Source organism: Ralstonia pickettii (assembly GCF_016466415.2).
GTDB classification, from domain to species: Bacteria; Pseudomonadota; Gammaproteobacteria; order Burkholderiales; family Burkholderiaceae; genus Ralstonia; species Ralstonia pickettii.
In genome coordinates this window covers 2,194,846-2,221,770 of sequence record NZ_CP066771.1, presented here as the reverse complement: position 1 = coordinate 2,221,770, position 26,925 = coordinate 2,194,846, and the positions used below count along the sequence as shown (strand labels likewise).

The window sequence follows — 26,925 nt, the reverse complement described above, 5'->3', positions numbered from 1 at the left end:
GAGAAACGCGATTGGACGGAACGACGGGCACGCCATTCTAGTAGAACCGCCCGAACGGTTGATGATGGTGCAAACGTTGGCTCATCCGGCCGGCGGGCCGACGTTACATTTGTCATGCGAGCGACACGGACGGGTCGCCGGGCCGACATACAGCAAGGCTAGCGTGAGCGGGCCGCCCGATGGCGGTAATCCAGAGGAGAAACCCGTGTCCCCCCAGAAAACTCTTGCTGTTGCCGTGCTTTCCACGCTGGCATGTGGTCTGTCTGCACACGTGCACGCCGATGACGATGACGATCATGCGAGCCACGCGCGCGCGAAGCATGTCCTGCTGATTTCGGTCGACGGCTTGCATCAGTCCGATCTTGACTGGTACGTCGGCAACCATCCGGGTTCCACGCTGGCGCGCCTCGTGCGCCAGGGCGTGAGCTACCGCAATGCGCGCACACCGTTCCCGTCGGACTCGTTTCCGGGCATGGTCGGCCAGGTCACCGGCGGCAACCCGAAGACCACCGGCATCTACTACGACGACGCGTACAGCCGCAGCCTGCTTCCGGCCGGCACGACGGCCGCCAACTGCCACTCCACCAAGCCGGGTGCTGAAGTTTTCTATGCCGAGGTCATCGCGAAAGACCCGAACCGTCTTGACAGCGGCCAGGGCATCCCGGGCCTGTATGCCGATCTTTCGAAGATCTCGCAACTGACGGGCCGCGCGCTGGACCTGATCGATCCGGCGCTTCTACCGGTATCGCCCGTCACCTGCGCGCCGGTGTATCCGCACCAGTATCTGAAGGTCAACACGGTATTCGAAGTGGCGCGCAAGCACGGCCTGCATACGGCATGGTCGGACAAGCATGCCGCGTACGAAATCCTCAACGGACCGAGTGGCCAGGGTATCGACGACCTGTTCGCGCCCGAGATCAACAGCTCCGTGACCGACCCGTCGCTGCCGGCCGGGCCCGGCGCCGACTGGACGAAAGACAATACAAACACGCAACGTTACGACAGCTTCAAGGTGCAGGCCGTGTTGAACTGGCTCAAGGGTCACGACCACGCCGGCAACGGCACGCCGGGCGTGCCTGCCATTCTTGGCATGAACTTCCAGGCTGTGTCGACCGCACAGAAGCTGAACAAGTCGGCGTATTACCCGGACCCATCCAACACTGCCAACAAGGTGTCGGGTGGCCTGGGTGGCTACACCAACAGTGGCACGGTGCCGGGCGTGGTCCTGCAAAGCGCGCTCACCTTCGTCGACAACAAGCTGGGCGAGCTGGTCAAGGCGGCCGACCCATCCAACACGGTGGTGATCGTGTCGGCCAAGCACGGCCAGTCACCTAACAGCCGTGCAGACCTCACCATCATCAACGACGGCGACATGATCGACGCGCTCAACTGCGCATGGGAAAAGTACGCCGCGACGTGCAAGGACGCGACCAAGCCGCATCTCGTTGCGCACGCGATGGACGACGACGGCATTCTGCTGTGGTTGAACGACCGCTCACCGGCCGCACTGCACTTTACGAAGCAGTTCCTGCTGGGCTACTCGGGTACAGGGCTGGGTTCGGATGCGGCGGGCAATGCCGTCGCCAAGCCCTTTACGCAAGCCGGCGCGAGCCGCTTCGTGGTGGGCGAGGAGGTGGCTGACTTCTTTGGCGCGAAGCCCAGCGATGATCGCGTTCCGGATGTCGTCGGTATCGCGCAGCAGGGCACGGTGTGGGCTGGCAGCAAGCTATCGAAGATCGCCGAGCACGGCGGCTTCCGTCCCGAAAATCGCCATGTGCCGATCGTGGTGTGGGGGGCGGGTGTCAACGCTGGCATCGTGGACGAGCGCGTCGATACCAATCAGATCGCGCCGACCATCCTGAGCGAGCTGGGCCTCAAGCCGCATGAACTGCAAGCCGTGCAGATCGAAGGCACGAAGCGTCTGCCGCATCTGCATTGATGCACTGCCAAGCAGACAAAAAAAACGCCGGGAATGTCCCGGCGTTTTTCATGGCGCTGACCCGTCCTGAATAAGGTTGACACTTTTTCCCCGACAGGGAGTGAGCGTCAAGATGGAAGGGCAGAAGAAGCGAACGCAGAGGGACTACACGCTGGCTTTTAAGTTGGCAGTGGTTGAGCAGGTGGAAAAAGGCGAGCTGACCTACAAAGAGGCACAGCGACGCTATGGCATTCAGGGTCGCTCGACGGTGCTGGTATGGTTGCGCAAGCACGGACGACAGGACTGGAGCGCCTCAGCGGAGGCCAAAACCACGATGGAAAATCAAAGCAGCCAGCGCAAGTCGCTCACGCCAGAGCAGCGCATCAAGGAATTGGAAGTGCAGTTGCGGGAGGCCCAAGAGAAGGCACGCCTGTTCGAGGCGGTGATCGACGTGATCCAGAAAGAGCATGGGGCGCGCGTCGTAAAAAAGCCTTCGGGCAGGTCCTCACGCAAAAGCTCGTCCAAGGGCTGAGTGTGGGCAGGGCCTGCCGCTACATTGGCATCAGCCGCCAGGCGTACTACAAACGCCAGCAAAGCGAGACACGGCAAAGCGCGCGTGAGGCCAAGGTCTGTGCGTTGGTCAACCACTTACGGCTGCGCCAGCCGCGCTTGGGTACGCGCAAGCTCCAGCACGTGCTGCGCACGCCCCTGGCCGAGGCAGGCATCCAGGTTGGCCGGGATCGCCTGTTCGATATCCTGCGTGCAGCCCGGCTGCTGGTCGTGCCGCAGCGGGCGTATCACAAGACCACACACAGTCATCATCGCTTCCGGCGCCATCCCAATCTGCTCAAGGACGGCCCGAACCAGGTCATCCCCACCGGGCCGGAGCAGGTCTGGGTGGCCGACATTACCTATCTGCCGACCGCCCAGCGCTGTGCGTACCTGAGTCTGGTGACTGACGCCTACTCGCGCAAGATCGTGGGCTACCGCGTGCATGACAGCCTGCATGCCGAGTCGGTCGCCCAGGCGTTGAAGATGGCGCTGAAGACGCGCCATACGCGACAGCCTCTGGTTCATCACTCGGATCGGGGCATCCAATACTGTTCAGCCGAGTACCAGCGCATCCATCAGCGGCACGGCATCACGTGCTCCATGACCGACGGCTACGACTGCTACCAGAATGCCCTGGCCGAACGGGTCAACGGCATCCTCAAAGGGGAGTTGCTGCTCAAGCGCCCCGCCGACCTAGAGCAGGCCGCACGCATGGTGGCGCAGGCCGTGCATATCTACAACCACGAACGGCCTCATCTGGCCTTGAAATACAAAACGCCCGATGCGGTGCATCGGGCGCTCGCTGACTGAGCACTGTGTCAACCTATGGCAGGACTTGACACGCGACTGCCTTATTGCTTGGCGGGCGCAGCGGCCTTCGGTGCCGAAGCGGCGTCGGTCTTGGCTTCCGACTTGGCTGCAGCCTTGTGGGCCTTCTTGTGAGCGTGCTTCTTCTCGTGCTTGGCTTCAGCCTTCGGTGCCGAAGCGGCATCGGTGGTCGTCGCTGCAGCGGTCGCGGCCGGTGCAGGTGCGGCGGCCGGTGCGGAGGCGGTGCCAGCCGCGAACACGGGGGCTGCGAAGGCACCAGCAACGATCAGAGCGGCCAGGGATTGAGCGACTTTCATGTGAGACTCCTTAATCAGATTCAAGCGGGATGTTGGGACTCCAGATACATGGATCTCGTCCCATTTGCGATCCATGCCTCCAAAAACGCCTGACATTGCGCACGCGCTGACCGCCGTTTGTAAGCGTTCTGCCCACGGTGTAAGCGCGCGTAACAAGGTGGGTTTTGCCGCCTCTACTGTTGCTTGCGATGGGTTGCGACACATCAAGGCTCCGGCGTGCGCATTGGCGTACCGTCAGGCTTCGGGTGGACAACCGCTGGCGCCTACTCCACACTGCATGGTGATGTGCGGGTCATTCCGGGTCATTCCGATATCGGGCCGCGCATTGACGGCAGGTGCGGGAGCGGATTGGGTCACGCTCCATCCAGTACCGGAACGCGCCATAAACCAGTCTCTTCGATAAGGACAACACGATGAACAAGCTCCTGGCTGCCCTTGTGGCTGCAGTCTTCAGCGCCGGCGCATTTGCGCAGGCTTCCGCTCCGGTTGCCCCCGCCCCCGCTGCGCCTGCCGCCGCGCCGGCGCCTGCGGCATCGGCACCGGCCGCAGGCGAGAAGAAGGCTCACCATCACAAGAAGAAAAAGAAACGCGACCACCGTCCGAAGCTGCAGGACAAGAGCGCATACGGCGTGGGCGGCTGATCAGCGGCAGCCTGCCGTTTTTTCTGCACACCAGGCGCCGGCCTCCGAAAAGGGGCCGGCGCTTTGTTTTGGGCGGCCCGGAATAATTCGCGTACAGTCGCTTGACTTAGAGTGCGCTCTAACTTCTAAGCTCCGTTCATGACCCCATTCCTGACCATCGCCCAGGTTGCAGAAGCCACCGGCCTGTCGACGCATACGCTGCGCTATTACGAGCGCATCGGCCTGCTCGACAGCGTGCAGCGGCGCGATAACGGCCATCGTGTCTTCCGTGCCGAAGACATGACGTGGCTGGAGTTCCTGCTGCGCCTGCGCGATACCGGCATGCCGATCGCGCAGATGCAGGCGTACGCCGCGCTGCGGCGGCAGGGCGACAGTCTGGACAGTGTGTCGGCGCGCCAACGCCTGCTGGAGTTGCATGCGGCGGCGCTGGAAGCGGAGCTGCGCGCGCGGGCCGAGACGCTGGCCGTGCTGCGCGTCAAACTCGTTGTCTACGACGGCATCCGGGCACGGATTGAAGCCGCGGAAGGCACGGGAGGCGCGGAAGGCGCCAAGGGCTCTGCTTCCTCATCTTCCAAATCGAAGCACAAGCCAAAACGCCAACCGAACGAGGACGCGCATGACCCCGACCACCCACACCGCACAAGCCGCAAACCACGCCAACCTGCAGGACGATCGCTACGCGCGGGGCTGGCAAAAACTCAAGGAAGTCGATGATGTGGCCGGCGAGCGTGTGGTCGAGGCCTTGGCCGACATTTCGCCCGACCTCGGCCGCTACGTCGTCGAGTTCGGCTTTGGCGACGTCTATAGCCGCCCGGGGCTTACGCTGCGTGAGCGCGAGATCGCCACCATTGCCGCGCTCACGGCGCTGGGCAACGCGGCACCGCAGTTGAAGGTGCACATTGCGGCAGGGCTCAACGTGGGGCTGACACGCCAGGAGATCACCGAGACGATCCTGCAGATGACGCTATACGCGGGTTTTCCGGCGGCACTCAACGGCATGTTTGCCGCCAAGGAAGTGTTTGCCGCTCACGAAGCCGAAGACATGACCGCTGCCGGCGGGTCGATGCGCCGCGACACCAGCAACTGATCGATCCTGTGGTTGTCGATGTCGAGCACTTCAATATGCAGTGGCCCGATATCGACGGTCTCGCTTTTCTTGGGGATGCGCTTGAGCGCGTAGATGACCAGCCCAGCGAGGGTTTCGACGTGGTGTTCGCCGGGCAGGTCGTCGAGGTCGAAGGCGCGTTTCACGTCGCCCAGCGGCGTGACGCCGTCGATCAGGCAGGAGCCGTCATCGCGGCGCACGATCTGCTCGTCTTCGCCCAAGTACAGGATGTCGCCCATCACCGCGCCGACGATGTCATCGAGCGTCACCACACCCACCACCAGTCCGTATTCGTTGACCACCGCGCCAAAGCGCTCGTGCATCTCGCGAAAGCGCGTGAGTGCCTGTGACAGGTTGAGCGTGTCCGGCAGCACGAGCAGGTTCTTGTCGTAATGCTTGCTGATGTTGCGGATCACGGCGGAGGACTCTTCCGACAGGATCTGCTGCAGGATGTCCTTGGACGCAATGAAGCCGAGCACCGAGTCGATGTCTTCGCGGCAGACGAGGTATTCCGCGTGCGGCTGCGCGATGATCTTCATCTTGATTGACTCCACCGGCTCGTCCACCGTGAAGTAGATCACCTCGTCGCGCACGGTCATCACAGAGGTGATGGTGCGCGATTCCAGCTCGAACACGTTTTCGATCATCGCCAGCTCGTGCTTGCGCAGCACGCCGGCTTGCGCGCCCGCGCCCACCATGGCGGCGATGTCTTCCGTGGTGATCTGGTCGACGCGGTGCGTCGGTACGCCAAACAGCTTGAGGAACATGTCGGCCGCGCCGTTGAACAGCCATACCACCGGCCGCAACACGCGCAAGCACGACTGCATCGGGCCGATGATCGACATCGCGCAGCGCTCGGGGTAAAGCACGGCCAGGCGCTTGGGCAGCAGATCGGCAAATAGAATGAACAGCCCCGTCACGATGACGAAGCCGGCGATGCTGCCGATACGTTCGGCGCGGGCAGCCGGCAGCCAGTCACTCAGCCCCGCGGCCAGCGGCCCCGAGATCTGGCTGTCGCCGATGACACCGGCCAGGATGGCCACCGCGTTTACCCCGATCTGCACCACTGTGAAGAAGTTGCCAGGCATGTCCTTGAGCTGCAGCACGCGCAGGGCGCGGGTGTCGCCGTCGTCGGCCAAGGTTTGCAGACGCGTGCGCCGCGATGCCGTGAGGGCGATTTCGGAAGCGGAAAAAAAGGCGCTGATCAGGATCAGCAGGGCAAGGAGGAGGGCGGACATGATGGCGGGGGCCGTCCGGGCAAGTCGCGTCGTTGCGCAGCGACAACTGCTCGGGCGCGTGAAATGTGGCTTCGGCTGATCATGGTGCAGCCCCAATCGCTTTGTCAAACCACGGCGTGCGCGGGTGATCTCAAACAATTGTTTATGTCCGAGGGGGGTACCCGGTCATCAAAAATGTGGTTTGCCGTGTACCCATGGCATCGGCGATACTTCACCCTCGGACACATTGTCTCGGGATGCCTTGCGGGGCCTGCGTTTGCGGGCGGCAACCGTGAAGAAAAATAGCAGTTCCGAACGGCGTCATCACTGGCGCCGATCTTCAGTGCCGGCGCAGATCGGCCCAATTGATGCACATAGTTGCATAGCGGAGTGCCAGTTCATGTGGGTTCTCAGCCGTTTACAGCGGCGCACCGGGGGGAAACGGGGGAATACGGCAGGGACGATCGCACGGTGGGCTGGGCTTCTTTTGGCCGCCACCGTTTCGATGCCTTGTGTGACGCTTGCTCAACAAGCGCCTGCCACCACCGGCTCCGGGGCGTCAGGGGTAACAGCTTCAGTTTCGGTCAACGCGCCGAACATCGCGTGGTTCTACGGCGACAAACCGCCCGTGGCGCAGTTGCGCGCGTTCGATGCGGTCGTGGTGGAGCCTGACCACGGGTTTGATCCATCGCAGTTCAAGACGCCAAAGACGCAGTGGTACGCCTACGTGAGCGTGGGCGAAGTCACGCCGCAGCGTAGTTGGTACAAGGATCTGCCCAAGACCTGGCTGCTCGGCCGCAACGAGGCGTGGGCGTCGCGCGTGGTGGACCAGACGCAGCCCGAGTGGCCGGCGTTTTATGTCGATCACGTCATCAAGCCGCTGTGGGACAAGGGCTACCGTGGCTTTTTCCTCGATACGCTCGACTCGTATCAGTTGGTGGCCAAGGACGACGCCTCACGTGCGGCGCAGGAAGCCGGCATGGTGCGCGTGATTCGCGCCATCAAGGCACGCTATCCGGACGCCAAGCTGATCTTCAACCGCGGCTTTGAAATCCTGCCGCAGGTGCACGACCTCGCCTATGCGGTGGCGTTTGAATCGCTGTACCGTGGCTGGGACCAGGGCAGCAAGCAGTACAAGCAAGTGAACGACGCGGACCGCGAATGGCTGATGGGCCATGTACGGAAGATTCGCGACGAGTACCACCTGCCTGTCATCGCTATCGACTACTGTCCGCCGACCGACCGTGCCTGCGCGCGGGAAACGGCCAAGCGCATCAAGGCGCAGGGCGTGGTGCCGTATGTGACCGATCCGGACTTGTCGACCATTGGTGTCGGGCGCATCGAAGTGCTGCCGCGCAAGGTGTTGATCCTCCAGGATCGTGACCCGCGCACCACCATTGACACCAGCGAGGGCGTGCGCTTCGTGGCCACGCCGCTCAATTTCCTTGGCTACGACGTCGAGTACGCCGACATCAACAAGACGCTGCCCGCTTCTGTACCGCCCGACCGCTATGCCGGCGTGGTGGTGTGGGTGAACACCAGTCCGATCAAACAGGTGGCGGCGCTGTCGTCTTGGGTGCGGCAACGCATTCATGACGGCGTGCATATCGCCTTTCTGAACCAGTTTGGTCTGCCGGTTGACGGCAGCATGGCCGACATGTTCAAGCTGCAGCTTGTGCGTGGCCGTGCCAACGGGCCGCTTTCGGTGGTGTCGCAAGACAGGATGATGGGTTTTGAGATGGCGCCGCAACCGGAGCGCCGTGAAGCGCAGCCGATCAAGGTGAGCGCGAACGGACAGTCGCTGCTGCGGCTGAAGTCGGGCAACTTTGAGTTTGATGCCGCAGCCATTACCGATTGGGGCGGCTATGTACTGAATCCGTACGCGGTGTTCTCGATGGACACCGTTGAGCAGGCGCGCTGGGTCGTGCAGCCGATCGAGTTCCTGCGCCGGGCGCTTGCGCTGCCTGACATGCCGATCCCCGACGTGACCTCTGAAAACGGCCGCCGGCTCATGCTCGTGCACGTGGACGGCGACGGCTTTGCCTCGCGCGCCGAGTTTCCAGGCCCCGAGTATTCCGGCGAAGTGCTCCTGCAGGACGTCTGGGAGAAGTACCGCATCCCGACAACGCTCTCGGTGATCGAGGGCGAGGTAGGCGCAAGCGGCCTCTACCCGAAGCTGACGCCGCGCCTGGAAGCAATTGCGCGTCAGATGTTTGCGTTGCCGTACGTCGAACTGGGCACGCATACCTATTCGCACCCGTTTGATTGGAGCCGCACCGTGCCCGGCGCGGCAGGGGACCGCGCGAAAGAAGGGCCCGGTGCGGACAAGGGTGGCGGGGACACTGCATTCGCGCTGTCCATCCCGGGCTACAAGTTCAGTCTCGACCGCGAGATCGCGGGCTCCATCAACTACATCAACGAGCGCCTGGCACCGCCCGGCAAGCGCGTCAAGATTCTGCAATGGTCAGGCGACTGCCAGCCGCCGGAGATTGCCGTGCGCATGACGTGGGATGCAGGCGTGCTCAACCTGAACGGCGGCGATACCACCATCACGCGCAGCTCGCCATCATGGACGGAGATTGCGCCGCTGGGCATCGACAAGGGGCCCGGGGCTTACCAGGTATTCGCGCCAAACCAGAACGAGAACGTCTATACCAATGACTGGACTGGGCCGTTCTATGGTTTTGATCGGCTGATTGAAACGCTGCAATTGACCGACACGCCGTATCGTTTCAAGCCGATCAACATCTATTACCACATGTATTCGGGCACCAAGCTTGCTTCGCTCAAGGCCTTGAAGAAGGTCTATGACTACGCGCTAGCGCAGCCCGTCTTCCCGATCTATTCGACCGAGTACGTGGCGAAGGTGCTGGACTTCCGCAGCATGGCCATCGCCCGGGAAGTCGGGGATGACAATACCTGGGTGGTGCGTGGTGATGGCGACCTGCGCGAACTGCGCTGGATGGCCCGCGGTACGCCGCGCATGGCGGATGCGCGGGGGGTGGTCGGGTATGACAAGGCGGCGGGCGGTATCTATATTCATCTCGATGATGGAGCCGCACGCTTTACGCTCGCACCTGAAGCAGAATCGGCGAAGCCTGCATACATTGCGGAAGCCGCAGCCTTCGTGCGCAACTTCGCACGAAACGGAAATGCGTTGAGTTTCGAGGCCGGTGGCTACTACAAGCCGTTTGTTCGTCTGGCCAACGCGGCAGCCTGCCGCGTGAAGGTCAATGGCAACCCGGCGCGCACCGCCCGCGCACAAGACAACACCGTACGCGTTGATCTGACAGGAGCTGCAGCGCAAACCGTGACCTACCAACGTATCGATGTGGTCTGCTGACCTGACTCCGCGTGAACGGCTGCTGCCAGCCTGGCTGATCGGTACCCTGGGTGCACTGATCGGGCTTGCGCTCGCCTTGATGTTCCCACGTGAGCGCCTTGAGGCGCGCTTGCTGGAGGGCGGCAAGGTGGATGCGCTGTCCGTGGCCTACCTGGAAGCCTGGCTGCGCGTGCGTCCGAACGATGGCGAGTTCCTGAGCGTGCTGGCCGCCCAGTACGTTCGCACCGGCCGCTTGCCGGAAGCCGAAGCCATGGTTGCTCGCATGCGCGCGCTGCACGACAAGACGCTCGACCGTGAAGCGCTGCTGCTTGACATCGCGATCCGAGAGCAACGCGCATACGCGCTGCAACCGAACGATCCCCAACGCGCCGCCATGCTGCTTGACCTGCGTGGTCTGCTCAAGCAGGCGCTGGACTATCGCTGGACTGCGGCTGAGCTGGAGATGCTCGGCGCCAAGTCGCGTGGCTTGGACCAGGGCGCGATTGCTGTCCAGTTCTATCAACGCCTGGCTAAACAGGACGTGGCGCGTGCCGCGCAATGGCAGGCGCGTACTGCCGAGATCGCACTGGGCGTGGGCGAATACCGCGCCGCTGCGGCTGCCAACTTTGCCGCGCAGGCCACAGCCACCTCGCTCGACGAACAGCGTAAGCGGTCTTTTAAGGGCGCCCCTTGCGGCCGCCGGCGGTATCCGCTAGACGGTTGAGGGCTTGAGCCTCCAGGGCAGCAGAGCCTCGTAGTCGTCGGCGGTCTGTGCGTGTGGCAACGCCTTGAACAAGGCAACGAGATACTGATACGGATCGACGTCGTTGGCCTTGCAGGTTTCCACCAGCGAGTAAAGACTTGCGCTAGCGTTGGCACCGGCCACGGTGTCGCAGAAGAGGAAGTTTCTCCGTCCGATCACGAATGGCCTAATCGCGTTCTCGCAGGGATTGTTCGAGATCGGCCAGGTTCCGTTCTCGATGTAGCGCACGAGCTTTGGCCACTGCCCATGCAGGTAGTGCAGCGCCTTGCCGAACAGGCTTTGCGGCAGCACGGTATGCAGATGTTGCAGCAGCATCGTTTCGATCTCGGCCAGCAGCGGCTGGCTTTGTTCGGCGCGAACCTGCTGCCGTTGTTCCGGCTTCATCTTGAGCGTGTGGCTTTCGATGGCAAACAGCTTGCCGATGCGCTGCAGGAATCCGGTGACCGGGTGGTCGGGGCGCTTGTCCTTGGGCAAGGCTTGCTCCGCCTCGACCAGGTAGCGGCGCGCGTGTGCCCAGCATCCGAGATGCACCAACTGATAGGTGTTTGCGACGTCGTCGTATGGTGCATAGCCGTCGGTCATCAACACCGCCCCAGGCTTGATGCCGGCATAGAGAGCCGTAGCCTGCTTTGTCTCGCGTGTCGGGCTATAGGCAAACAACCGTACCGGCGGCCCTGTGCCATTCATCTGCGCCCATAGGAAGCTCTTTCTCTGGGCAGGCCTGCCGGGCTCCTTGAGCACCTGTACCGTTGTCTCGTCACCGTACACGACGTCTGCTTCCAGCAGATGGTCACGCAGCAGGTTGATGATTGGCTGCACCGCCTGGCCTACTCGCACTATGCTTGCGGCCAGGGTGCCGCGAGAGAGGTCCCCGCCGAAGCGATGCAGCAGCGCTGCCTGGCGGTACAGCGGCAGGCCATCCTGATACTTCGAGGTGATGCACCAGGCCAGCGCCGATTCGGTAAGGAGTCCCTTGGGAATAATGCGCGCCGGTGCCGGCGTCGTCTTGATGCCGCCGTCGCAGCATGGGCAGGCGTACTTGACCCGCTGGTGCTGGATCACGCGGACCTGCTGCGGCACGATGTCGAGCTGTTCGCTGACCTCGACGCCAATCTCGACCAGAGCCTGGCCATCGAGGGGGCAGACGCGTTCCGATTCGGGTAGTTCGTGACGAACCTCGACACGGGGCAGCGCCGGGTCGAGCGGCTTGCGGCCGCGCTTCTTGCGTTTGTGTCCGGCCACTTCGGTCTCGGGCGTACCTTCTTCTTCCTGCGCCGGCTGCGCGGCCGCCGTCGCCAAGGCCTCGGCCTCATTGAGGAACAAGTCCTTCTGCTCCGAGCCTCGCGCCTCGCTCTTTGCGGCGAACAGCTTACGCTGAAACGCCTTGAGCTGTTCCAAGAGCAGGTCTCGCTGGACCGTCATCACACGCAGTTCGCCCTTGATTGCCTCGCGTTCCGCGAGTATTGCCTTGAGCTCGCGCTCGGCGTCTCGCAACAGTTGCAGCTCGGCGGCGGTAACGGTGACGGGCGTGGATGGCATGGCGGGTTAGACCGCTGCCGCCAAACAGCGTTCACGCAGCGCGATGGTATTCTCGGTGCGGGTGCCGGCGCATCGCCTCGATGTCGATTCCCTCGAGCAGCCAGTGCAACTGTTCGACCGTCAGCGTAGCCACAGCCGCCTCGCGTGGCCAGGCAAACCGGTCCGCCTCCAATCGCTTCAACAATAGCCAGAAGCCGTTGCGATCCCACCCGAGAATCTTGATGCGATCGGCCCGCTGGTTACGGAACACAAATACAGCCGATGCAAACGGATCCAGCCCGAGCGTCTGCTCGACCAGCAGTGCCAGGCCGTTGATGTTCTTACGGAAGTCCACTGCGTCGCGATGCAGATACACCCGCAGCTCAGCGTCGAGCCGAAACATCAACGGTCTCCACTCAGTGCTTCGATCATTGCCTTTACGAGCCCAACGTCTCGCTCGCTGCATTCGAGCTCAAGTGATACACCGTTGGGCAGCTTTGCGCTCAAGAGCGCCAGCGGTTGCGCTTGCCGCGGTGGCGGATCGCCAGTCGCTGATGCCGCTTCGTGACGCGGCACCGCAACCTTTGCAAGTGTCTCGATTGGCCGCGAATCCTGAACCTCCTGGACAACCGGCACGAATGCCGGCAACGCACCTCGCGCCTGCACTGAATCTCGGTAGTCCCGAATCCATTTGCGCAACTGGTTAGCGTTGATACCGGCCTTGAGCGCCGTGCCCGAGACCGATGCTCCCGATTGAAGACAGAACTCAATCAGACGCCGCTTGGCCGCTGGCTCGTAGTCGCGCTTCCCATTGGAGCGGACTCGCACCGCCTGCAGCGGAAATAGGTCAATCTCGTCTTGGATCATGTTTGCGTCCGCAAAGTCTTTGCGGACGCTAGCCTGCCAACGTTCAGCCTTCAATACCAGACGTCGTCAATTGAGCGCTTACCGAACAGCGCCGCTACTTCATCGCAGGGTTGAAGGCATTGCAGTCCGGCAACCTGCTTGACGATGCCATGACGGAAGCGCAGCGCCGCGTTGGCCCGCTGATCGACGATACCGAAACGCTGCGCTTTCTCACGCGCCTGGCGATGGCATGCAATCGGCCGGATCTGGCAGACCAATACGCGCGCCGCCTGCTGCGGCTGTCCAGGTATCAGGCGCAGGAGCGTGTTGCCTTGGCCTCCGGCGTCGGCCGTCATGACTGGGCATTCGCCGGCCGGCCTGAGCCGTTGCCAAGTCCGGCAGACCTGGTGTTCATGGACGGCCCGGAAGGTCTGGCGCGTCGCCAGCGCCACGCTGCTCGCATTCGCCCGGTGGCGGATAAACAGGACAAGGCTGGCGATGCTGCTTCGTCTCCGCAGCCATCTGGCGCACAGGCGATCGCACATGGGATTGCGCCATTCAATGCGGAAGATTACGACCTCGCATTCCAGGTTTTCATGGGCAGCGGCAATCTGAACGACGCCATGCGCGTGGCCGAGGCCGCTGTGCGTCAACGCCCCGATCTGAAAATCTGGACCGAACGTGCCGCGCAAGTGGCTGAGTGGAACCGGCAACCGATGGCGGCGCTGAACTACTGGCTGGCGTATGCGCAGTCCACTGGGGATGATGCCGCCTGGCACCACGTGCTCCGCCTGGCGCCCGCGCTCAATGAAGACCACGCCTATCTGGCAGCGCTGCGCCACCAGGCAAGCCGCAACCCGGGCGACATGAAGCTGCTCGACCAGGTTATCGCGGCATACGAGCGCCTGGGCGAACCCGTGCAAGGGCTGGCGTATCTGAACAGCATCGCGCACGGGCCGCATCGGCAAGTGGTGCTGGAGCGCTATGCCAATCTGGCCGAGCGCGCCGGCAAAGATGATCAGGCCTACGACACCTACGCCCGTCTGCAGAAGGAGTTCGGCCCCAACCCGCAGTACGCGCTCAAGCTGGCGAACATCCTGTACGTGCGCGGGCAGTTCGCGCAGGCGCTCTCTGCCATGGAGGTCGCCAGCAAGGTGGCGTCGCCCACCGACGACCTTTACTGGCGGACCTTCGCCCAGCTCGCGCGCCTGAACCAGCGTGACGATCTGTCGCGTGCGGCGTATCGACAGTTGCTGATCGGCGGCAGGGCTGAGCCAGACGATCTGACAACGATGATCGACTTCTACGACGCCAGCCCCATCGACGCGGGTCGCCTGGCTGAACTCGCCTTCCGGAAGGCGGGCACGATGGTCCACCTGCAGCAGGCCATCTACTACTACACGCGTGCGCGTGCCTTCCGCCGCATCGAGGGGCTGCTGGCCTCGCTCACGCCAGAGCAGCGCAGAGCGGCCGAACAATCTGCCGGCGTGCTGGGCGCCCGCGCCGAATATTTCCGTCAGAGCGGTCAGTGGGATGCCGCCATGCGCGATCTGCGGCGCGCGGTGTCGCTGCCTGATGCGGGTAGCGATGTGAAGGCCGCCTTCCTGTGGGGTCTGCTGGATTCCGGCCAGAACGCCGAACTCAAGCGCGCATTGGCGCTTTGGCGTAACGAGGCCGAAAACGATTCCGCATATTGGGGAGCCTACGCTGCCGCCGGCCTGCAGCTGTTCGACGCCAACCTGGCGCTGCGCTTCCTGGGCCGCCAGAGCAAGTCGATGCAGACCGATCCGCTCTGGCTGCTGGCCTATGCCGACGCTCGCGAAATGGCCGGTCAGGCCGATGCTGCCTGGGCGCTGCGCCGCGAGGCGTGGTGGCTGCTGTGGCGTGCGGAAGATTCGACAGGTAGCGGCAAGACCAAGCTGCCAACGGGCCGCCGCGCAGGCACACGCGTCGCGGTGGGCGATGCCGATGCGGCACCGCTGGAAGAAGATGCCCGTGCGGAATTGCGTGCCCGGCGCGTCTCACTGGCTCAAACCTTTGGCTATGGCGACCTGTCGCAGCGCCTGCTGATCGAATTGCTGCGCGATGATCGCCGCGCGACGAAGCTGGCCCGCGAAGGTGGCCGCTCGGCGATCGATAAGTCCGAGTTGGGCGATATCGATACGTTGCCGCCCGAGCCGCCGCAGCTTCCCACCGACAAGCGCAAGAACGCCCGCGTGAGCGACCAGCTTGTCTCTGCCGTGGCCAAGGAAGCGGCGCTGGGTTGGGCGCTGTCGCAGGAGGCGAACGATCTGGCGCGCGCGTGGCTGCTGCAACAGTACACGCGTCGCATGACGCGCCCGGCCTATGCCGAGATTTCCATCGCCCTGGCCGAGCGCGATCTGCAGACGCTCAACCGCTTGCTGGACGACACGCCTGACCGTATTCCGCTCTACAACCGCATCGATGCGAATGTGATGACGGACCGCCTCGGCGAGGCGCAGCGGTTGTCGTTTGAAGGACTGAGCACCGCCCCCGATGACGAGCAGCTGCACGAACGTGTGCAGGAGACGCTGTTGACCAATGCACAGGCGTTGGAGCCACGCGAGACGTGGTTCAAGCAGGCGCCCCTCACGTACTTCGAGACCAGCGCCGCCGCCGGCATCCGCCTGACCGATCACTACAGCATGCTTGTGCGCGCCACCCAACGGAACCAGCGCTCGACCGACGACACGCAGTTGACCGGCGTGCCTGCGCAGGACCGGCAGGTGGATTGGATCTCGCAGTACCAGACGCAGAACACGCAGTGGAAGGGCACGGTGGGTTGGCGCCAGGGGCTGGCCTCGCTCTACGCGTTCCGGCTGGATGGGCTGCTTGGGCAGGTTGGGCCAGTGGGCACGGAACTGTCGATCGGTCGCAACCAGCCGGCCAATGAAACGCCGCAACTGCGTGTGGGCGGCGTGAAGGATCTTTTTTCGATCGGCAACAATTGGCGGGTGACGCAGAACGAATACGTGCGCGCGCGCGTGGAAGGCAACCGTTTCTACGGACAGGATCGTTCGTTCCTCGGCAGCGGCATGGTGTTCGATGGCGAAATCGGCCACCGCTTCCGGGTGGAGTATCCGGACTACACGATCCGCGTGGTGGGTACTGTCGCGCGCTACAACGCGACGGGCACGGTCAGCCCGTTGATGGCGCGCCTCCTTCCTTCGGGCGCTGCCCCCGACGTCGACCAGATCATGCCGCGTTCGTTCAACCAGTTTGGCATGCTGTTTGGCTTCGGCACGGATTATCGGGACCGCTATACGCGCGCCTGGCGGCCCTTCATGGATGCAGGCATGCTGCATGACAACCGCGAAGGGTGGGGGGTGCAGGCCCAGCTTGGCGTGGCCGGCAGCGTATTCGGCAACGACCACCTGGCGCTGTACATCGAACACCAGTCGATTACGCGCGCGGGTACATCGCCGCTGACGGAGATCGGCCTGCGCTACCGCTGGCTTTACTGACAAGCAAGAACAATGCAACGGGGAAAGAACGACATGAAGCACACAACGGAAGACTCCAGGGAGAACGCGATGACACCCTTGATCAACACGATGAAAGCCGGCCGCCGGCGCTGGCTGGCGCTGGCAGCGGGCGTTGGTGCGGCGCTGGCGTTGTCTGCCTGCGCGGTGGTCGACAGCGCGCGTGCGCCGGCAACCAGTGCGTCGGATGCGTGGGTCGTGCTGCCCATCGTCAACTACACCGAAACGCCGCAGGCGGGCCTGCGTGCAGAGACGATCGCGGCCAGCATCCTCAAGGCGCGCGGCTTCTCCAACCTGAAGCAATATCCGGCCAACCTGAACAGCGAATCGCTGTTCGAGCCCGCCGAGCGCGAGGCCGTATCGCGCGCGCTGGATTGGGCGCGCGGCGAGAAAGCCCGCTACGCGCTGACCGGCGCCGTGGACGAGTGGCGCTACAAGGTCGGCGTGGATGGCGAGCCCGCGGTGGGCATCACGCTGCAAGTGATTGACGTGCAGACCGGCAACGTGATCTGGAGCGCAGCGGGCAGCCGCACCGGCTGGAGCCGCGATGCCGTGTCGGCGGTGGCGCAGAAGCTGCTGCGCGAGCTGCTCTCGCCGCTGGGCCGGGGCTGATGAAGACCGAGTCGGCAAGTTCTGCCCAGTCGGCCGGCCGCCCTGGCGCCGATGCGCGCGCCCAGGGCGGGCGGAATGAGCGCCGGCGCAACGCGCAGGGCATTGGCGCCTCGACCTGGTACGGGCGCCTGATTGCTCCCGCTGTGTCGAGCCCGAGCGCCGTGCTCGAAACGCTGGGTGCTGCGGTGGCGGCCATCGGCATCGTGTGGCTGTTCGTGCCCGACAACCCGCTGCTGCTCGGCTACGGTTTTCCGTGGATGTGGCTGGTGCCGCTCATCCTGGCGCTGCGCTACGGCACGCTGCTCGGCGCACTTGCCGCGCTGGTCGTGCTGGGCGCCTGGGCCGTGTTCTACGGACAGACGGCCGCTGCCGCCAGCTTCCCGCGCATGTACTTTCTGGGCGGCCTGATGCTCGTGTTGATTGGGGGGCAGTACGGCGACATCTGGGGCGCGCGGTTGTCACGCGCCCGCACCGTCAATGGCTACCTGAACGACCGGTTGGCGGCGCTCACCAAAAACCACTTCCTGCTGCGCCTGTCGCACGAGCGCCTGGAGAATGACCTGCTGGCCAAGCCGACCACGCTGCGCGACACGCTTACGCAGCTGCGCAATATCGCGCTGGCCGCACGGGAGCACAGCAGCGCCGAGAACGCGCCTGACGTGGCGCAATTGCCCGGTGCCGAGCCGTTCCTGCAATGGACGGCGCAGGCCTGCCAGCTTGAAGTGGCCGCCATGGTGCGCGTGACAGGCAACCGCATCGATACCGAACCGGTGGCCCGCGTGGGCGCGCCGTTCGACATCGTTGCCGATGATCCGTTGATCCGCCATTGCATCGACACCCACACGCTGGGCCACCCGCAGGCGCCCGAGCTGCGCACGGAAGACAGCTCGCGCTACGTGGCGTGCGCGCCCGTGCTGTCGGGGGCGGACGAGTTGATCGGGCTGGTGGTCGTACACCAGATGCCGTTCCTCTCGCTGTCGTTCGAGAACCTGCAGTTCCTGCTCGTGCTGCTCGGCTACTACGCCGACGGCGTGCGCCACCTCACCGTCAGCTCGGAGATCCTGGATCTCGTGCCCGACGCGCCGTACGAGTTCGCGCTCGACCTCGGCCGGCTGGCGCGTCTGCATCGCGACACGGGTATCGACTCGTCGGTGGTGGCGCTCATCTTTGACAAGGATGAGGCCAGCGATGCGCTGTTCGAGAGCGTGGTGCGCAGCCGCCGCGCACTGGATGTGGTGTGGCAGGCCAGCGGCAAGAGCCGCCGCGCCATCATCACGCTGATGCCGCTGTCGGGCGCCGGTGCCGTGTCGGCCTATCTGGTGCGCATTGAAGACAGCCTGCGCGCGCAGTTCGGTGTCGATTTCGAGGGCGGGCACATCACCGTGCAGACGCTGCACGTGACGGGCGAGCACCCCGGCGAGGCGCTGCAGCGGTTCCTCACGCGCTGTCACCTCGATGCATAGGGGCGCAAAGGCCATGCGGATCGATCATGTTTAAGCTCACGCTCGGCGGCATCTCGGCCCAGATTGCGGCAGTGGTGATGGCACTGCACGCCGGCAACAGCCTGGCGCTCCTGCTGTCATGCCTGATGTTGCAGGGCACCGCCGCGGCGCTGATCGGCCTGGCTGCGTGGCGCTTGCTGCCGCGCCGTTATCGCGTGCCCTTTGTATGGACGTATGGCTACCTGACGGCGCTGTGCTTTTTCGTGCCGGTGGCGGGGTGCCTGCTGGTGCTCGGCAGCTTGCTGCTGGGTAAGCTCTTTCCCAAGCCCGAAGACGACAAGGACATCGCCGAGGTTGGCCTGCCGGTGTTCGTGGCGCACTTGATCTCACGCGTGACGCACGGCGGCGGGGCGCGGCTGCGCGCGCAGCTCAGCAATGAGCGCGCCCCGGTGCAGAGCCGCATGACCGCGCTGGTGGCGATGCAGTCCATGCCCACGCGCACGGCCAGCCCCGTGCTGCGCGACCTGCTGGCTGATCCGGTGGACGACATCCGCCTGCTGGCCTACGGCATGCTCGACAACGCCGAAAAGGTGCTCACGCAAAAGATCCTGGCCGAGCTGCCGCGCCTGGAAGAAGCCACCACGCCCGAGGCCCGCTACGACATCAACAAGCGCCTGGCCGACCTGTACTGGGAACTGATCTACCAGAACCTGGTGCAGGGCGACGTGTACCGCTACACCGCCGAACAGGTCGAACGCTATGCCAGCGCGGCGCTCGACATCCAGCCCGACAACGCCGCCCTGTGGTACATGCGCGGCCGGCTTGCCCTGTCGCGCCGCGAGCCCGATGTGGCCGAATCTCACCTGCGCCGCGCTGAATCCCTCGGCTTCCCGCGTGACCGCCTGCTGCCGCCGCTGGCCGAAGCCTGCTACCTGCGCCGCGACTATGCCGGCGCCCGTGCGGCGCTGGCGCAGTTCTCCAGCCGGTCTCCGCTGCCGTTGCTGCGGCCGCTGTTGCGCTACTGGACATCATGAGCAACGACCAATTTCCGCGCGCCCAGTCCGCCGACGTTGCGCTGCTGCTTGAAGGGACCTTTCCCTATGTGAGCGGCGGGGTGTCGAGCTGGGTCAACCAGATGATCCGGGCGTTTCCGGACATCCGCTTTGCCATCGTCTTCATCGGCAGCCGCCGTGAAGACTACGGCAAGCCCGTCTACGCCATTCCCGACAACGTGGTGCACCTGGAGTGCCACTACCTGTACGACTTTCCGCCGCCGCCGCTGGTGCAGGCCAGTGGTGGCGATGCCGCCGCGTTCGAGCGCTCGCGCAAGCTGCACGACGCGTTGCGCAATCCGGCAAACAAGGCAGAGACGGCCGAGTTGATCCGCGCGTCGATTGCCGACCTGCGCGACGATGGTCCGCTGGCCGAGGAGCAGTTCCTCTACAGCCACCGCGCGTGGGACATGATGACGGACTACTACCGGCGTTACTGCACCGACCCGTCGTTTACCGATTACTTCTGGACCGTGCGCATCATGCACAAGCCGTTGTGGCAGCTTGTGCGCATTGCGGAAAACCTCATCCCGGTGAAGGTGTTCCACACCATTTCGACCGGCTATGCGGGGTTCCTGGGCGCGCTGCTGCGCTACAGGCGCGGGCGGCCGCTGCTGGTATCGGAACACGGCATCTACACCAAGGAACGCAAGATCGACCTGTTCCAGAGCCAGTGGATCCGTGACAACCGCAGCATCTTCGAGAAGGACATCGCGCAGATCAGCTACTTCCGTGACCTGTGGGTGCGCTTTTTCGAGACCATGGGCCGTGTCTGCTACGACGCGGCCGAAGACATCGTCGCGCTGTACGAAGGCAACCGGCAGCGGCAGGTCATTGACGGCGCGCCGGCCGAGAAGACGCGCAGCATTCCCAACGGCATCAACCTGCCGCGTCTGGCTGCGCTGCGCGAGAAGCGGCAGGCCAGCGTGCCGCGCGTGATGTGCCTGATCGGCCGGGTGGTACCCATCAAGGACGTGAAGACCTTCATCCGCGCGATGCTCACCATCACGCGCGAGATGCCCGATGCGGAAGGCTGGATTGCCGGCCCGGAAGACGAAGATCCGGAATACGCGCAGGAATGCCACAGCCTGGCGGAGAGCCTCGGGCTGGGCGACCGCATCAAGTTCCTGGGCTTCCAGAAGATCGACGACATCCTGCCGAAGGTGGGCGTACTGGTGCTGAGTTCCATCAGCGAGGCGCTGCCGCTGGTGGTGCTGGAAGGGTTTGCCGCTGGCGTGCCGTCTGTCACGACGGATGTGGGTTCGTGCCGGCAGCTCCTGTTCGGCCTGGAGGGCGAAGACGCGGCATTGGGCGCGGCCGGTGCCGTGGTGCGCATTGCCGACCCGGCCGCCCTGGCCGCCGAAGTGCTGACGCTGCTGCGTGATGAAACGCGCTGGCATGCAGCACAGGCAGCCGGCATCGCGCGCGTCGAGCGCTACTACACGCAAGAGATGATGGTCGGCAGCTACCGCGAGCTTTATACGCGCCTGCAGACGTTGCCCGATCTGAGTACCGAGCACGGTGCCAATGCTGCCTCTGCCGCTGCGGCAGCCTGCCCGCACCTCGCCCAGCAGAACAAGCCACATGAGGGAGCCCGCTGATGGCCGGCATTGGTTTTGAGCTGCGCAAGATGCTCAAGCGCGACAGCCTGCTCGGGCTGCTGCGCGCCTATACCTACGCCGGCATCATCAGCTCGGGGCCGTGGATTCTCTCCATCGTCGGGATTCTGCTGATCGGTATCCTGAGCCTGCCGTTCGTGGTTCCCGGCTCGCTCATCACGCAGTTCCAGGTGTCGGTCACCTACCTGATTGCGGTCAGCCTGATCCTCACGGGGCCGCTGCAGTTGGCGTTCACGCGCTTTACGTCCGACCGCCTGTTCGAGAAGCGCGAAGACCTGATCCTGCCCAACTACCACGCCGTGTCGCTCGTGATGACGCTGGTGGCGGGCGGATTGGGTCTGCTTGTCATCCTCTTTGCGTTCCCGCAGCAGTCGGCCATCTACCGGTTGCTGATGCTGGCCGGTTTCGTGGTCATGGCCAATATCTGGATCGCCGTGATCTTCCTGTCGGGCATGAAGCAGTACAAGGCGATCGTGTGGATCTTCCTGATCGGCTACACGCTCACCGTGCTGTTGGCGCTGCTGTTCAACCGGCTGGGGCTGGAAGGGCTGCTGGCGGGGTTCGTGACGGGGCAGCTTTGCCTGCTGATCGGCATGGCGGCGCTTATCTACCGCAACTTCAGCGGGCGGCGTTTCCTGTCGTTCGAGGTGTTCGACCGGCGGTTCGCGTATCCGTCGCTCATGCTGATCGGGCTGCTGTACAACCTCGGCATCTGGCTCGATAAGTTCATGTTCTGGTATGCGCCGGGCACGGGCCAGCAGGTGATCGGCCCGCTGAACGCGTCGGTCATCTACGACATTCCGGTGTTTCTTGCATACCTCGGCATCATTCCCGGCATGGCCGTGTTCCTGGTGCGCATCGAGACGGATTTCGTCGAGTACTACGACGCGTTCTACGATGCCGTGCGCGGCGGCGCATCGCTTGAGCACATCGAAGACATGCGCAACACGATGGTGCAGACCATTCGCGCGGGCCTGTACGAGATCGTGAAGATCCAGGCCATGGCCGCGCTGGTGCTGTTTGCCGTGGGCGCCTCGGTGCTGCGCGCGCTGCAGATTTCCGAGCTGTACCTGCCGCTGCTGTACGTCGACACCATTGCCGCGAGCTTGCAGGTGGTGTTCCTGGGCGTGGTGAACATCTTCTTCTACCTCGACCGGCGCCGCGTGGTGCTGGCACTGACGGCGGCGTTTGTGGCCCTCAACGGCGTGCTGACCTGGATTACGTTGCAGCTCGGCCCGGCCTGGTATGGATACGGATTTGCCGTGTCGCTGCTGCTGGTGGTGATGGCCAGCCTGGTGATCCTCGATCGGAAGCTGGATCGGCTGGAGTACGAGACATTCATGTTGCAGTAAGGCTGGCTGACAGCCTCTGCCGCCGTCTGGAGCCACGCCAGCGACGCATCAACCCCCGTGCATGACCCTTCAAGTCTCGCGCACCGCGCTCCAAGCGCCAGCCGCGAGGCTTTTTGCTTGGCGACTGCTGCTTTTTGCGGCAACACCATGACGCTTTTTGCCCGGTCATCGGGGCTTGGAGGCCGGCTCCCGGGGCTTCCTGCTCCACGGGTGAGGGTTCGCGCTCGGCACTCGGCGCTTTTTGCTCGAAGATTTTTAGCTCCGATCTCGACGGTCGGAGCTCTAAGCTCGGCGTCCCGAGCTTTTTACTCGACGGTTGGAGCTCTGAGCTGACGTTCTTTGGCAAGACAAAGAAAGTGAGTCGGCCCCGGCAGGGGATGAAACAGGGGATGGACCACCCAGTCCAAAAAGGCCCATAGCTCCGCAACATCCCTCCCAACAACTCCGCATTTGCCCAACCCCCCCGGGCTCCTTAAGCTGCACCGACATTCCAAAATACGCAGCTTCTTCATGCAAATCGCAGTAGTCGGCGCCGGCATCATCGGAATCAGCACGGCCCATGCGCTGGCTCAGGAAGGCCATCAGGTCACCCTGGTCGAGCGCCATCCGGGCCCGGGCGAGGGCACCAGTTACGCCAACGGCGGCCAGTTGAGCTACAGCTATGTGGCGCCGCTGGCCGGCCCCGGCGTGCTTTCGCACGTGCCCGGCTGGTTGCTGCGCGGCGATTCGCCGCTGCGGCTGAAGCCATCGCTGGACCCGGCGTTGCTGCGCTGGGGGCTGCGCTTCATCGCTGCCTGCAATCGTGACCGTGCCGACCGCACCACGCGCGAGCTGCTTGCGCTGTCGTTCTACAGCCGCGCACGCATGGAAGCGTTGCGGGAGGTGTCGCCGGATCTGGCGTTCAGCTTTGCGCGCCGCGGCAAGCTGGTGGTGCATCGCGAAGCTGCGGCGTTCGAGTCGGCCCGCGCGCAGGTCGGCTATCAGGCGACGCTCGGCTGCGAGCAGCATGCGTTGTCCGCCGACGAAACGGTGGCCCACGAGCCCGCGCTTGCCGGCGTGCGTGACCAGATTGTCGGCGCCATCTATACGCCCGACGAAGACGTGGCCGATTGCCACCAGCTTTGCGTCGGCTTGTTCAACCGGCTGCGCGCGATGCCAAACGTGATGCTGCGCTTCAATACCGGCGTTGACGCGTTGTGGACCGAAGGCCGCCGTGTGCGCGGTCTAGAACTGGCCGATGGAGAGCAGATTGCCGCCGATGCGGTGGTGATGGCAGCGGGCGTGACCAGCGCCAGGCTGCTCAGCCCGTTGCGCATCGACCCCGGGCTCTATCCGCTCAAGGGTTACAGCATCAGCCTGCCGCTGGGGGAGGGCGATGTTGCCCCGGTGATCAGCGTGACGGATGCCGCGCGCAAGATCGTCTACGCCCGCATTGGGCAGACGCTGCGTGTGGCGGGCATGGCGGATCTGGTGGGCTGGTCAACGGCGCTGGATACGCGCCGCGCCCAGACGTTGTATGACGAAACCCGCGCGCTGTTTCCGGGTGCCATGCGCGCCAATGACGCGGGTGCCGATGCGGCGCCGTGGGCTGGCATGCGGCCTGCAACGCCAACGGGCGTGCCCGTGGTCGGGGCGTCACCGGTGGAAGGCTTGTGGTTGAACGTGGGTCACGGAGCGCTGGGTTTTACGCTGGCGCTCGGCAGCGCAGGCTTGTTGACCGACCTGATTGCCGGCCGCAAGCCCGCGATTTCCCCAGTGCCCTATGCGCTGGCCGCGTGACACAAGAGCGAGATTCAGAACGAGATTCAAAGACCGAGCGTGCAGGCTTGACGATGTGCAGCTGGCCCACGCCAATTGGTAACCAAAGTAGTCTGGAGCGAACACACCCATAGGAGGGGAAGCATGAAGACCTTGCATTCGACCAAACGTATTCTGTGTGGCCTGACGCTGGCTGCGGCCGGTGCGCTGGCAATGCTGTCGACGGGCGCGCAGGCGGAGTCGAACGACACGCTGGCCAAGATCAAGCAATCGGGCGTGATCTCGGTGGGCTATCGCGAGTCGTCGATTCCGTTCTCGTACCAGGCTGACGCGAACACCATCACCGGCTATTCGCAAGAGATCTCCAACATGATCGTCGCCGGCGTGGAAAAGGCGGTGGGCAAGAAGCTGCAGGTCAAGCTCACGCCGATCACGTCGCAGAACCGCATCTCGCTGCTGCAGAACGGGACGATCGACTTCGAATGCGGCTCGACCACCAACAACCTCGAGCGTCAGAAACAGGTCGCGTTCTCGAACAACATCTTCATTTACGGCATGCTGATGCTGGTGAAGAAGGACTCGGGCATCAAGGACTTTCCCGACCTGAAGGGCAAGACCGTGGTGACCACCGCCGGCACCACCGAAGACCGCATCCTGCAGAAGATGAACGGTGAAGCCAAGGACGCCGACAAGATGAACCTGATTCTTGCGAAGGATCACGGCCAGGCGTTCCTGACACTGGAATCGGGCCGCGCCGTGGCGTTCGTGATGGACGAACCGCTGCTGTACGGCGAGCGCACGAAGGCCAAGAACCAGGCCGACTGGGTGGTCACCGGCACGCCGCTGCAGACGGAAACCTACGCCTGCATGATGCGCAAGGACGATCCGGCGTTCAAGAAAGTGGCCGACGACGTGATTGCCGATCTGCTGAAATCGGGCAAGGCGAACGACTTGTACAAGAAGTGGTTCCTGTCGCCGATTCCGCCGAAGGGCCTGAACCTGAACTACCCGATGACGGCTGGCATGAAGGACTTGTACGCACACCCGAACGACAAGGCGATCCAGTAAGCCGCGTTGTCGTGCATCCAAAGAAAGCGGGGAACAGTGTTCCCCGTTTTTTATTTGGCCGCTGCCCGACGGTTCAGGCGGGTTCGCTCCACGGCGAGCGGATATCGGCCAGGAAGCGCTGCGCACGCGGGTGCTGCGGGCGCTGGAAAAAATCCTCGGGCGTGGCGCGTTCCAGCACCTGTCCCTGGTCCATGAATAGGACGCGGTCGGCCACCTCGCGGGCGAAACCCATTTCGTGCGTGACGCAGACCATCGTCATGCCGTCGCGGGCGAGGTCCTTCATGACCAGCAGCACTTCGTTCACCATTTCCGGGTCCAGCGCGGAGGTGGGCTCGTCGAACAGCATGACCGGCGGCTTCATGGCCAGGGCGCGCGCGATGGCCACGCGCTGTTGCTGGCCGCCCGACAGCTCGCCGGGGTAGGCGCCGGCCTTGTGCGGCAGGCCCACGCGTTCAAGCAGGCTCATCGCAAAGTCCTTGGCTTCCTGCGGCAGCATGCGCTTGAGCTGCACTGGTGCGAGCGTGCAGTTCTGCAGGACGGTCAGGTGCGGGAACAGGTTGAACTGCTGGAAGACGAAGCCGATGCCGCTGCGCAGCTCGTTCACGTTGACGCCGTGCGCGCGCACGTCTTGCCCATTGACGGTGATGCGGCCTTTCTGAATGGCTTCGAGCCGGTTCAGCGTGCGGATGAGCGTTGACTTGCCCGAGCCCGACGGCCCGCACACCACCACCACTTCGCCCTTGGCAACGGTTTCGTTGATGTCGACCAGCGCGTGGTAATCGCCGTACCACTTGTCGACGTGTTCGATCGTGATCATGTTCATGGTTTGGACGGGGCACGCGCGGCAAGGCGGCGCTCCAGGTAAAACGCCACGCGCGTCAGGCTAAAGCACATGATGAAGTAGCTGATGCCGAGCAGGCCGTACACCTCGGCAGACTTGACCATCACGGCGGTGCTGATCTGCCCGGCCACGAACGACACCTCGGGCAGGCTGATGATATAACCCAGCGAGGTTTCCTTGATGGTCGACACGAGCTGATTGACCAGCGAAGGCAGCATGTTGCGCAGCGCCTGCGGCAGGATCACGCGGCGCATCGCCTGCATGTACGACAGGCCGAGCGAGCGGGCACTCTCCATCTGCCCGCGCGGTAACCCCTGGATGCCCGCACGCACGATCTCCGCCAGATACGCGCCGTCGAAAATCACCAGCGCGGTCAACATGGTGCTGAACTGGTCCGTGCGCTGGCCAGTAACGGAGGGCAGCAGGAAATACGCCCAGAAGATCACCATCAGCAGCGGCGTACCGCGGACCACGTAGACGAGCGCCGTGGCCGGCCAGCGCAGCGCGGCAATCGGGCTGACGCGGCACAGGCCAAGGATGATGCCCGCCGGCAGCGCGAGCACAAGGCCGGCGGACGCCAGCAGGAATGTCAGCGCCAGACCGCCCAGCGGCCCATTCGGGTACTGGCCGATCAGGTAATAGATACCGTAGGTTTGGATGAGATCGAGCATG

Annotated in this window: 20 protein-coding genes and 2 pseudogenes; 15 read left to right on the top strand and 7 right to left on the bottom strand. The window is 63.9% G+C overall.

From position 1 onward, the window contains the following. Positions 1 to 205 precede the first annotated feature (205 nt). Together RP6297_RS10450 and RP6297_RS10445 are read left to right on the top strand one after the other, a co-directional pair. Positions 206 to 1,939, top strand: coding sequence for an alkaline phosphatase family protein (locus RP6297_RS10450; RefSeq protein WP_037028322.1), 1,734 nt, complete (start codon positions 206 to 208; stop codon positions 1,937 to 1,939). A gap of 112 nt (positions 1,940 to 2,051) precedes the next feature. Further along, positions 2,052 to 3,268: pseudogene (locus tag RP6297_RS10445) on the top strand (IS3 family transposase); the annotation flags it as partial. A gap of 53 nt (positions 3,269 to 3,321) precedes the next feature. Here RP6297_RS10445 and RP6297_RS10440 read toward each other — a convergent pair. Further along, the gene (locus RP6297_RS10440; protein WP_004631175.1) at positions 3,322 to 3,594 is read right to left on the bottom strand and encodes a hypothetical protein; all 273 of its coding nucleotides are present in this window, start codon (positions 3,592 to 3,594) and stop codon (positions 3,322 to 3,324) included. 413 nt (positions 3,595 to 4,007) lie between these two features. On the opposite strand from RP6297_RS10440, the gene RP6297_RS10435 reads away from it, so the two are divergent. From RP6297_RS10435 to RP6297_RS10425, 3 genes are all read left to right on the top strand, one after another. Beyond that, entirely contained in the window at positions 4,008 to 4,235 is a 228-nt protein-coding gene (locus tag RP6297_RS10435) for a hypothetical protein (protein ID WP_012762475.1), read from the top strand. A gap of 138 nt (positions 4,236 to 4,373) precedes the next feature. Continuing rightward, a complete protein-coding gene (locus tag RP6297_RS10430; protein ID WP_037028323.1) occupies positions 4,374 to 4,949 on the top strand; it encodes a MerR family transcriptional regulator in 576 nt (191 codons plus the stop codon). Next, positions 4,852 to 5,322: a carboxymuconolactone decarboxylase family protein gene (locus RP6297_RS10425; RefSeq protein WP_051917728.1), complete on the top strand. Its 471-nt coding sequence runs from the start codon at positions 4,852 to 4,854 to the stop codon at positions 5,320 to 5,322. Before RP6297_RS10430 ends, RP6297_RS10425 begins: the two co-directional genes overlap by 98 nt. Here RP6297_RS10425 and RP6297_RS10420 read toward each other — a convergent pair. Then, a complete protein-coding gene (locus tag RP6297_RS10420) occupies positions 5,262 to 6,578 on the bottom strand; it encodes a hemolysin family protein (RefSeq protein ID WP_037028325.1) in 1,317 nt (438 codons plus the stop codon). The two genes, RP6297_RS10425 and RP6297_RS10420, sit on opposite strands and share 61 nt — an antisense overlap. 484 nt (positions 6,579 to 7,062) lie before the next feature. Between RP6297_RS10420 and RP6297_RS10415 the strand changes: the two genes are divergently transcribed. Next, complete coding sequence (locus tag RP6297_RS10415; RefSeq protein WP_115341711.1) at positions 7,063 to 9,900, top strand: bifunctional glycoside hydrolase 114/ polysaccharide deacetylase family protein; 2,838 nt, start codon at positions 7,063 to 7,065, stop codon at positions 9,898 to 9,900. Further along, positions 9,887 to 10,564, top strand: a pseudogene (locus tag RP6297_RS10410) (tetratricopeptide repeat protein); the annotation flags it as partial. The gene RP6297_RS10415 and the pseudogene RP6297_RS10410, both read left to right, overlap by 14 nt. A gap of 27 nt (positions 10,565 to 10,591) precedes the next feature. Here RP6297_RS10410 and tnpC read toward each other — a convergent pair. From tnpC to tnpA, 3 genes are read right to left on the bottom strand one after another with little or no spacing between them, the layout of a single operon-like run. After that, a complete protein-coding gene (tnpC, locus tag RP6297_RS10405; RefSeq protein ID WP_008652249.1) occupies positions 10,592 to 12,181 on the bottom strand; it encodes an IS66 family transposase in 1,590 nt (529 codons plus the stop codon). A gap of 31 nt (positions 12,182 to 12,212) precedes the next feature. Further along, positions 12,213 to 12,563 (bottom strand): IS66 family insertion sequence element accessory protein TnpB, encoded by a 351-nt coding sequence (tnpB, locus tag RP6297_RS10400; RefSeq protein ID WP_008652247.1) that lies wholly within the window; start codon positions 12,561 to 12,563, stop codon positions 12,213 to 12,215. Further along, positions 12,563 to 13,027, bottom strand: coding sequence for an IS66-like element accessory protein TnpA (tnpA, locus tag RP6297_RS10395; protein ID WP_008652244.1), 465 nt, complete (start codon positions 13,025 to 13,027; stop codon positions 12,563 to 12,565). Before tnpA ends, tnpB begins: the two co-directional genes overlap by 1 nt. 110 nt (positions 13,028 to 13,137) lie before the next feature. Here tnpA and RP6297_RS10390 point away from each other — a divergent pair, with 110 nt between their 5' ends. From RP6297_RS10390 to RP6297_RS10355, 8 genes are all read left to right on the top strand, one after another. Next, complete coding sequence (locus RP6297_RS10390) at positions 13,138 to 16,491, top strand: tetratricopeptide repeat protein (RefSeq protein WP_223293231.1); 3,354 nt, start codon at positions 13,138 to 13,140, stop codon at positions 16,489 to 16,491. 69 nt (positions 16,492 to 16,560) lie between these two features. After that, positions 16,561 to 17,121: a hypothetical protein gene (locus RP6297_RS10385; protein WP_027680861.1), complete on the top strand. Its 561-nt coding sequence runs from the start codon at positions 16,561 to 16,563 to the stop codon at positions 17,119 to 17,121. Further along, positions 17,121 to 18,584, top strand: coding sequence for a PelD GGDEF domain-containing protein (locus tag RP6297_RS10380; RefSeq protein ID WP_037028331.1), 1,464 nt, complete (start codon positions 17,121 to 17,123; stop codon positions 18,582 to 18,584). The genes RP6297_RS10385 and RP6297_RS10380 overlap by 1 nt, the downstream gene beginning before the upstream one ends. A 26-nt stretch (positions 18,585 to 18,610) precedes the next feature. Next, a complete protein-coding gene (locus RP6297_RS10375) occupies positions 18,611 to 19,597 on the top strand; it encodes a tetratricopeptide repeat protein (protein WP_012762469.1) in 987 nt (328 codons plus the stop codon). Beyond that, entirely contained in the window at positions 19,594 to 21,216 is a 1,623-nt protein-coding gene (gene pelF, locus RP6297_RS10370) for a GT4 family glycosyltransferase PelF (protein WP_037028333.1), read from the top strand. The genes RP6297_RS10375 and pelF overlap by 4 nt, the downstream gene beginning before the upstream one ends. Beyond that, positions 21,216 to 22,586: an exopolysaccharide Pel transporter PelG gene (pelG, locus tag RP6297_RS10365; RefSeq protein ID WP_037028335.1), complete on the top strand. Its 1,371-nt coding sequence runs from the start codon at positions 21,216 to 21,218 to the stop codon at positions 22,584 to 22,586. Before pelF ends, pelG begins: the two co-directional genes overlap by 1 nt. Positions 22,587 to 23,096: 510 nt before the next feature. Further along, the gene (locus RP6297_RS10360; RefSeq protein ID WP_037028337.1) at positions 23,097 to 24,365 is read left to right on the top strand and encodes a D-amino acid dehydrogenase; all 1,269 of its coding nucleotides are present in this window, start codon (positions 23,097 to 23,099) and stop codon (positions 24,363 to 24,365) included. A 123-nt stretch (positions 24,366 to 24,488) separates the two neighbouring features. Continuing rightward, positions 24,489 to 25,412 (top strand): glutamate/aspartate ABC transporter substrate-binding protein, encoded by a 924-nt coding sequence (locus RP6297_RS10355; RefSeq protein ID WP_037028339.1) that lies wholly within the window; start codon positions 24,489 to 24,491, stop codon positions 25,410 to 25,412. A gap of 73 nt (positions 25,413 to 25,485) precedes the next feature. On the opposite strand, the gene RP6297_RS10350 is transcribed toward RP6297_RS10355, so the two are convergent. Continuing rightward, entirely contained in the window at positions 25,486 to 26,235 is a 750-nt protein-coding gene (locus tag RP6297_RS10350; protein WP_115341709.1) for an amino acid ABC transporter ATP-binding protein, read from the bottom strand. After that, positions 26,232 to 26,924, bottom strand: a complete 693-nt coding sequence (locus RP6297_RS10345) for an amino acid ABC transporter permease (protein WP_004631147.1) — start codon at positions 26,922 to 26,924, stop codon at positions 26,232 to 26,234. The genes RP6297_RS10350 and RP6297_RS10345 overlap by 4 nt, the downstream gene beginning before the upstream one ends. Position 26,925 lies beyond the last annotated feature (1 nt).

Excerpts from the sequence above, each read along its gene's own strand:
- pelG (WP_037028335.1), top strand. The coding sequence starts at position 21,216 with ATGGCCGGCATTGGTTTTGAGCTGCGCAAGATGCTCAAGCGCGACAGC.
- RP6297_RS10355 (WP_037028339.1), top strand. The coding sequence starts at position 24,489 with ATGAAGACCTTGCATTCGACCAAACGTATTCTGTGTGGCCTGACGCTG.
- RP6297_RS10350 (WP_115341709.1), bottom strand. The coding sequence starts at position 26,235 with ATGAACATGATCACGATCGAACACGTCGACAAGTGGTACGGCGATTAC.
- RP6297_RS10415 (WP_115341711.1), top strand. The coding sequence starts at position 7,063 with ATGCCTTGTGTGACGCTTGCTCAACAAGCGCCTGCCACCACCGGCTCC.
- RP6297_RS10345 (WP_004631147.1), bottom strand. The coding sequence starts at position 26,924 with ATGCTCGATCTCATCCAAACCTACGGTATCTATTACCTGATCGGCCAG.
- tnpB (WP_008652247.1), bottom strand. The coding sequence starts at position 12,563 with ATGTTTCGGCTCGACGCTGAGCTGCGGGTGTATCTGCATCGCGACGCA.
- RP6297_RS10420 (WP_037028325.1), bottom strand. The coding sequence starts at position 6,578 with ATGTCCGCCCTCCTCCTTGCCCTGCTGATCCTGATCAGCGCCTTTTTT.
- tnpC (WP_008652249.1), bottom strand. The coding sequence starts at position 12,181 with ATGCCATCCACGCCCGTCACCGTTACCGCCGCCGAGCTGCAACTGTTG.
- RP6297_RS10380 (WP_037028331.1), top strand. The coding sequence starts at position 17,121 with ATGAAGACCGAGTCGGCAAGTTCTGCCCAGTCGGCCGGCCGCCCTGGC.
- RP6297_RS10385 (WP_027680861.1), top strand. The coding sequence starts at position 16,561 with ATGACACCCTTGATCAACACGATGAAAGCCGGCCGCCGGCGCTGGCTG.
- tnpA (WP_008652244.1), bottom strand. The coding sequence starts at position 13,027 with ATGATCCAAGACGAGATTGACCTATTTCCGCTGCAGGCGGTGCGAGTC.
- RP6297_RS10440 (WP_004631175.1), bottom strand. The coding sequence starts at position 3,594 with ATGAAAGTCGCTCAATCCCTGGCCGCTCTGATCGTTGCTGGTGCCTTC.
- pelF (WP_037028333.1), top strand. The coding sequence starts at position 19,594 with ATGAGCAACGACCAATTTCCGCGCGCCCAGTCCGCCGACGTTGCGCTG.
- RP6297_RS10435 (WP_012762475.1), top strand. The coding sequence starts at position 4,008 with ATGAACAAGCTCCTGGCTGCCCTTGTGGCTGCAGTCTTCAGCGCCGGC.
- RP6297_RS10430 (WP_037028323.1), top strand. The coding sequence starts at position 4,374 with ATGACCCCATTCCTGACCATCGCCCAGGTTGCAGAAGCCACCGGCCTG.
- RP6297_RS10375 (WP_012762469.1), top strand. The coding sequence starts at position 18,611 with ATGTTTAAGCTCACGCTCGGCGGCATCTCGGCCCAGATTGCGGCAGTG.
- RP6297_RS10360 (WP_037028337.1), top strand. The coding sequence starts at position 23,097 with ATGCAAATCGCAGTAGTCGGCGCCGGCATCATCGGAATCAGCACGGCC.
- RP6297_RS10425 (WP_051917728.1), top strand. The coding sequence starts at position 4,852 with ATGACCCCGACCACCCACACCGCACAAGCCGCAAACCACGCCAACCTG.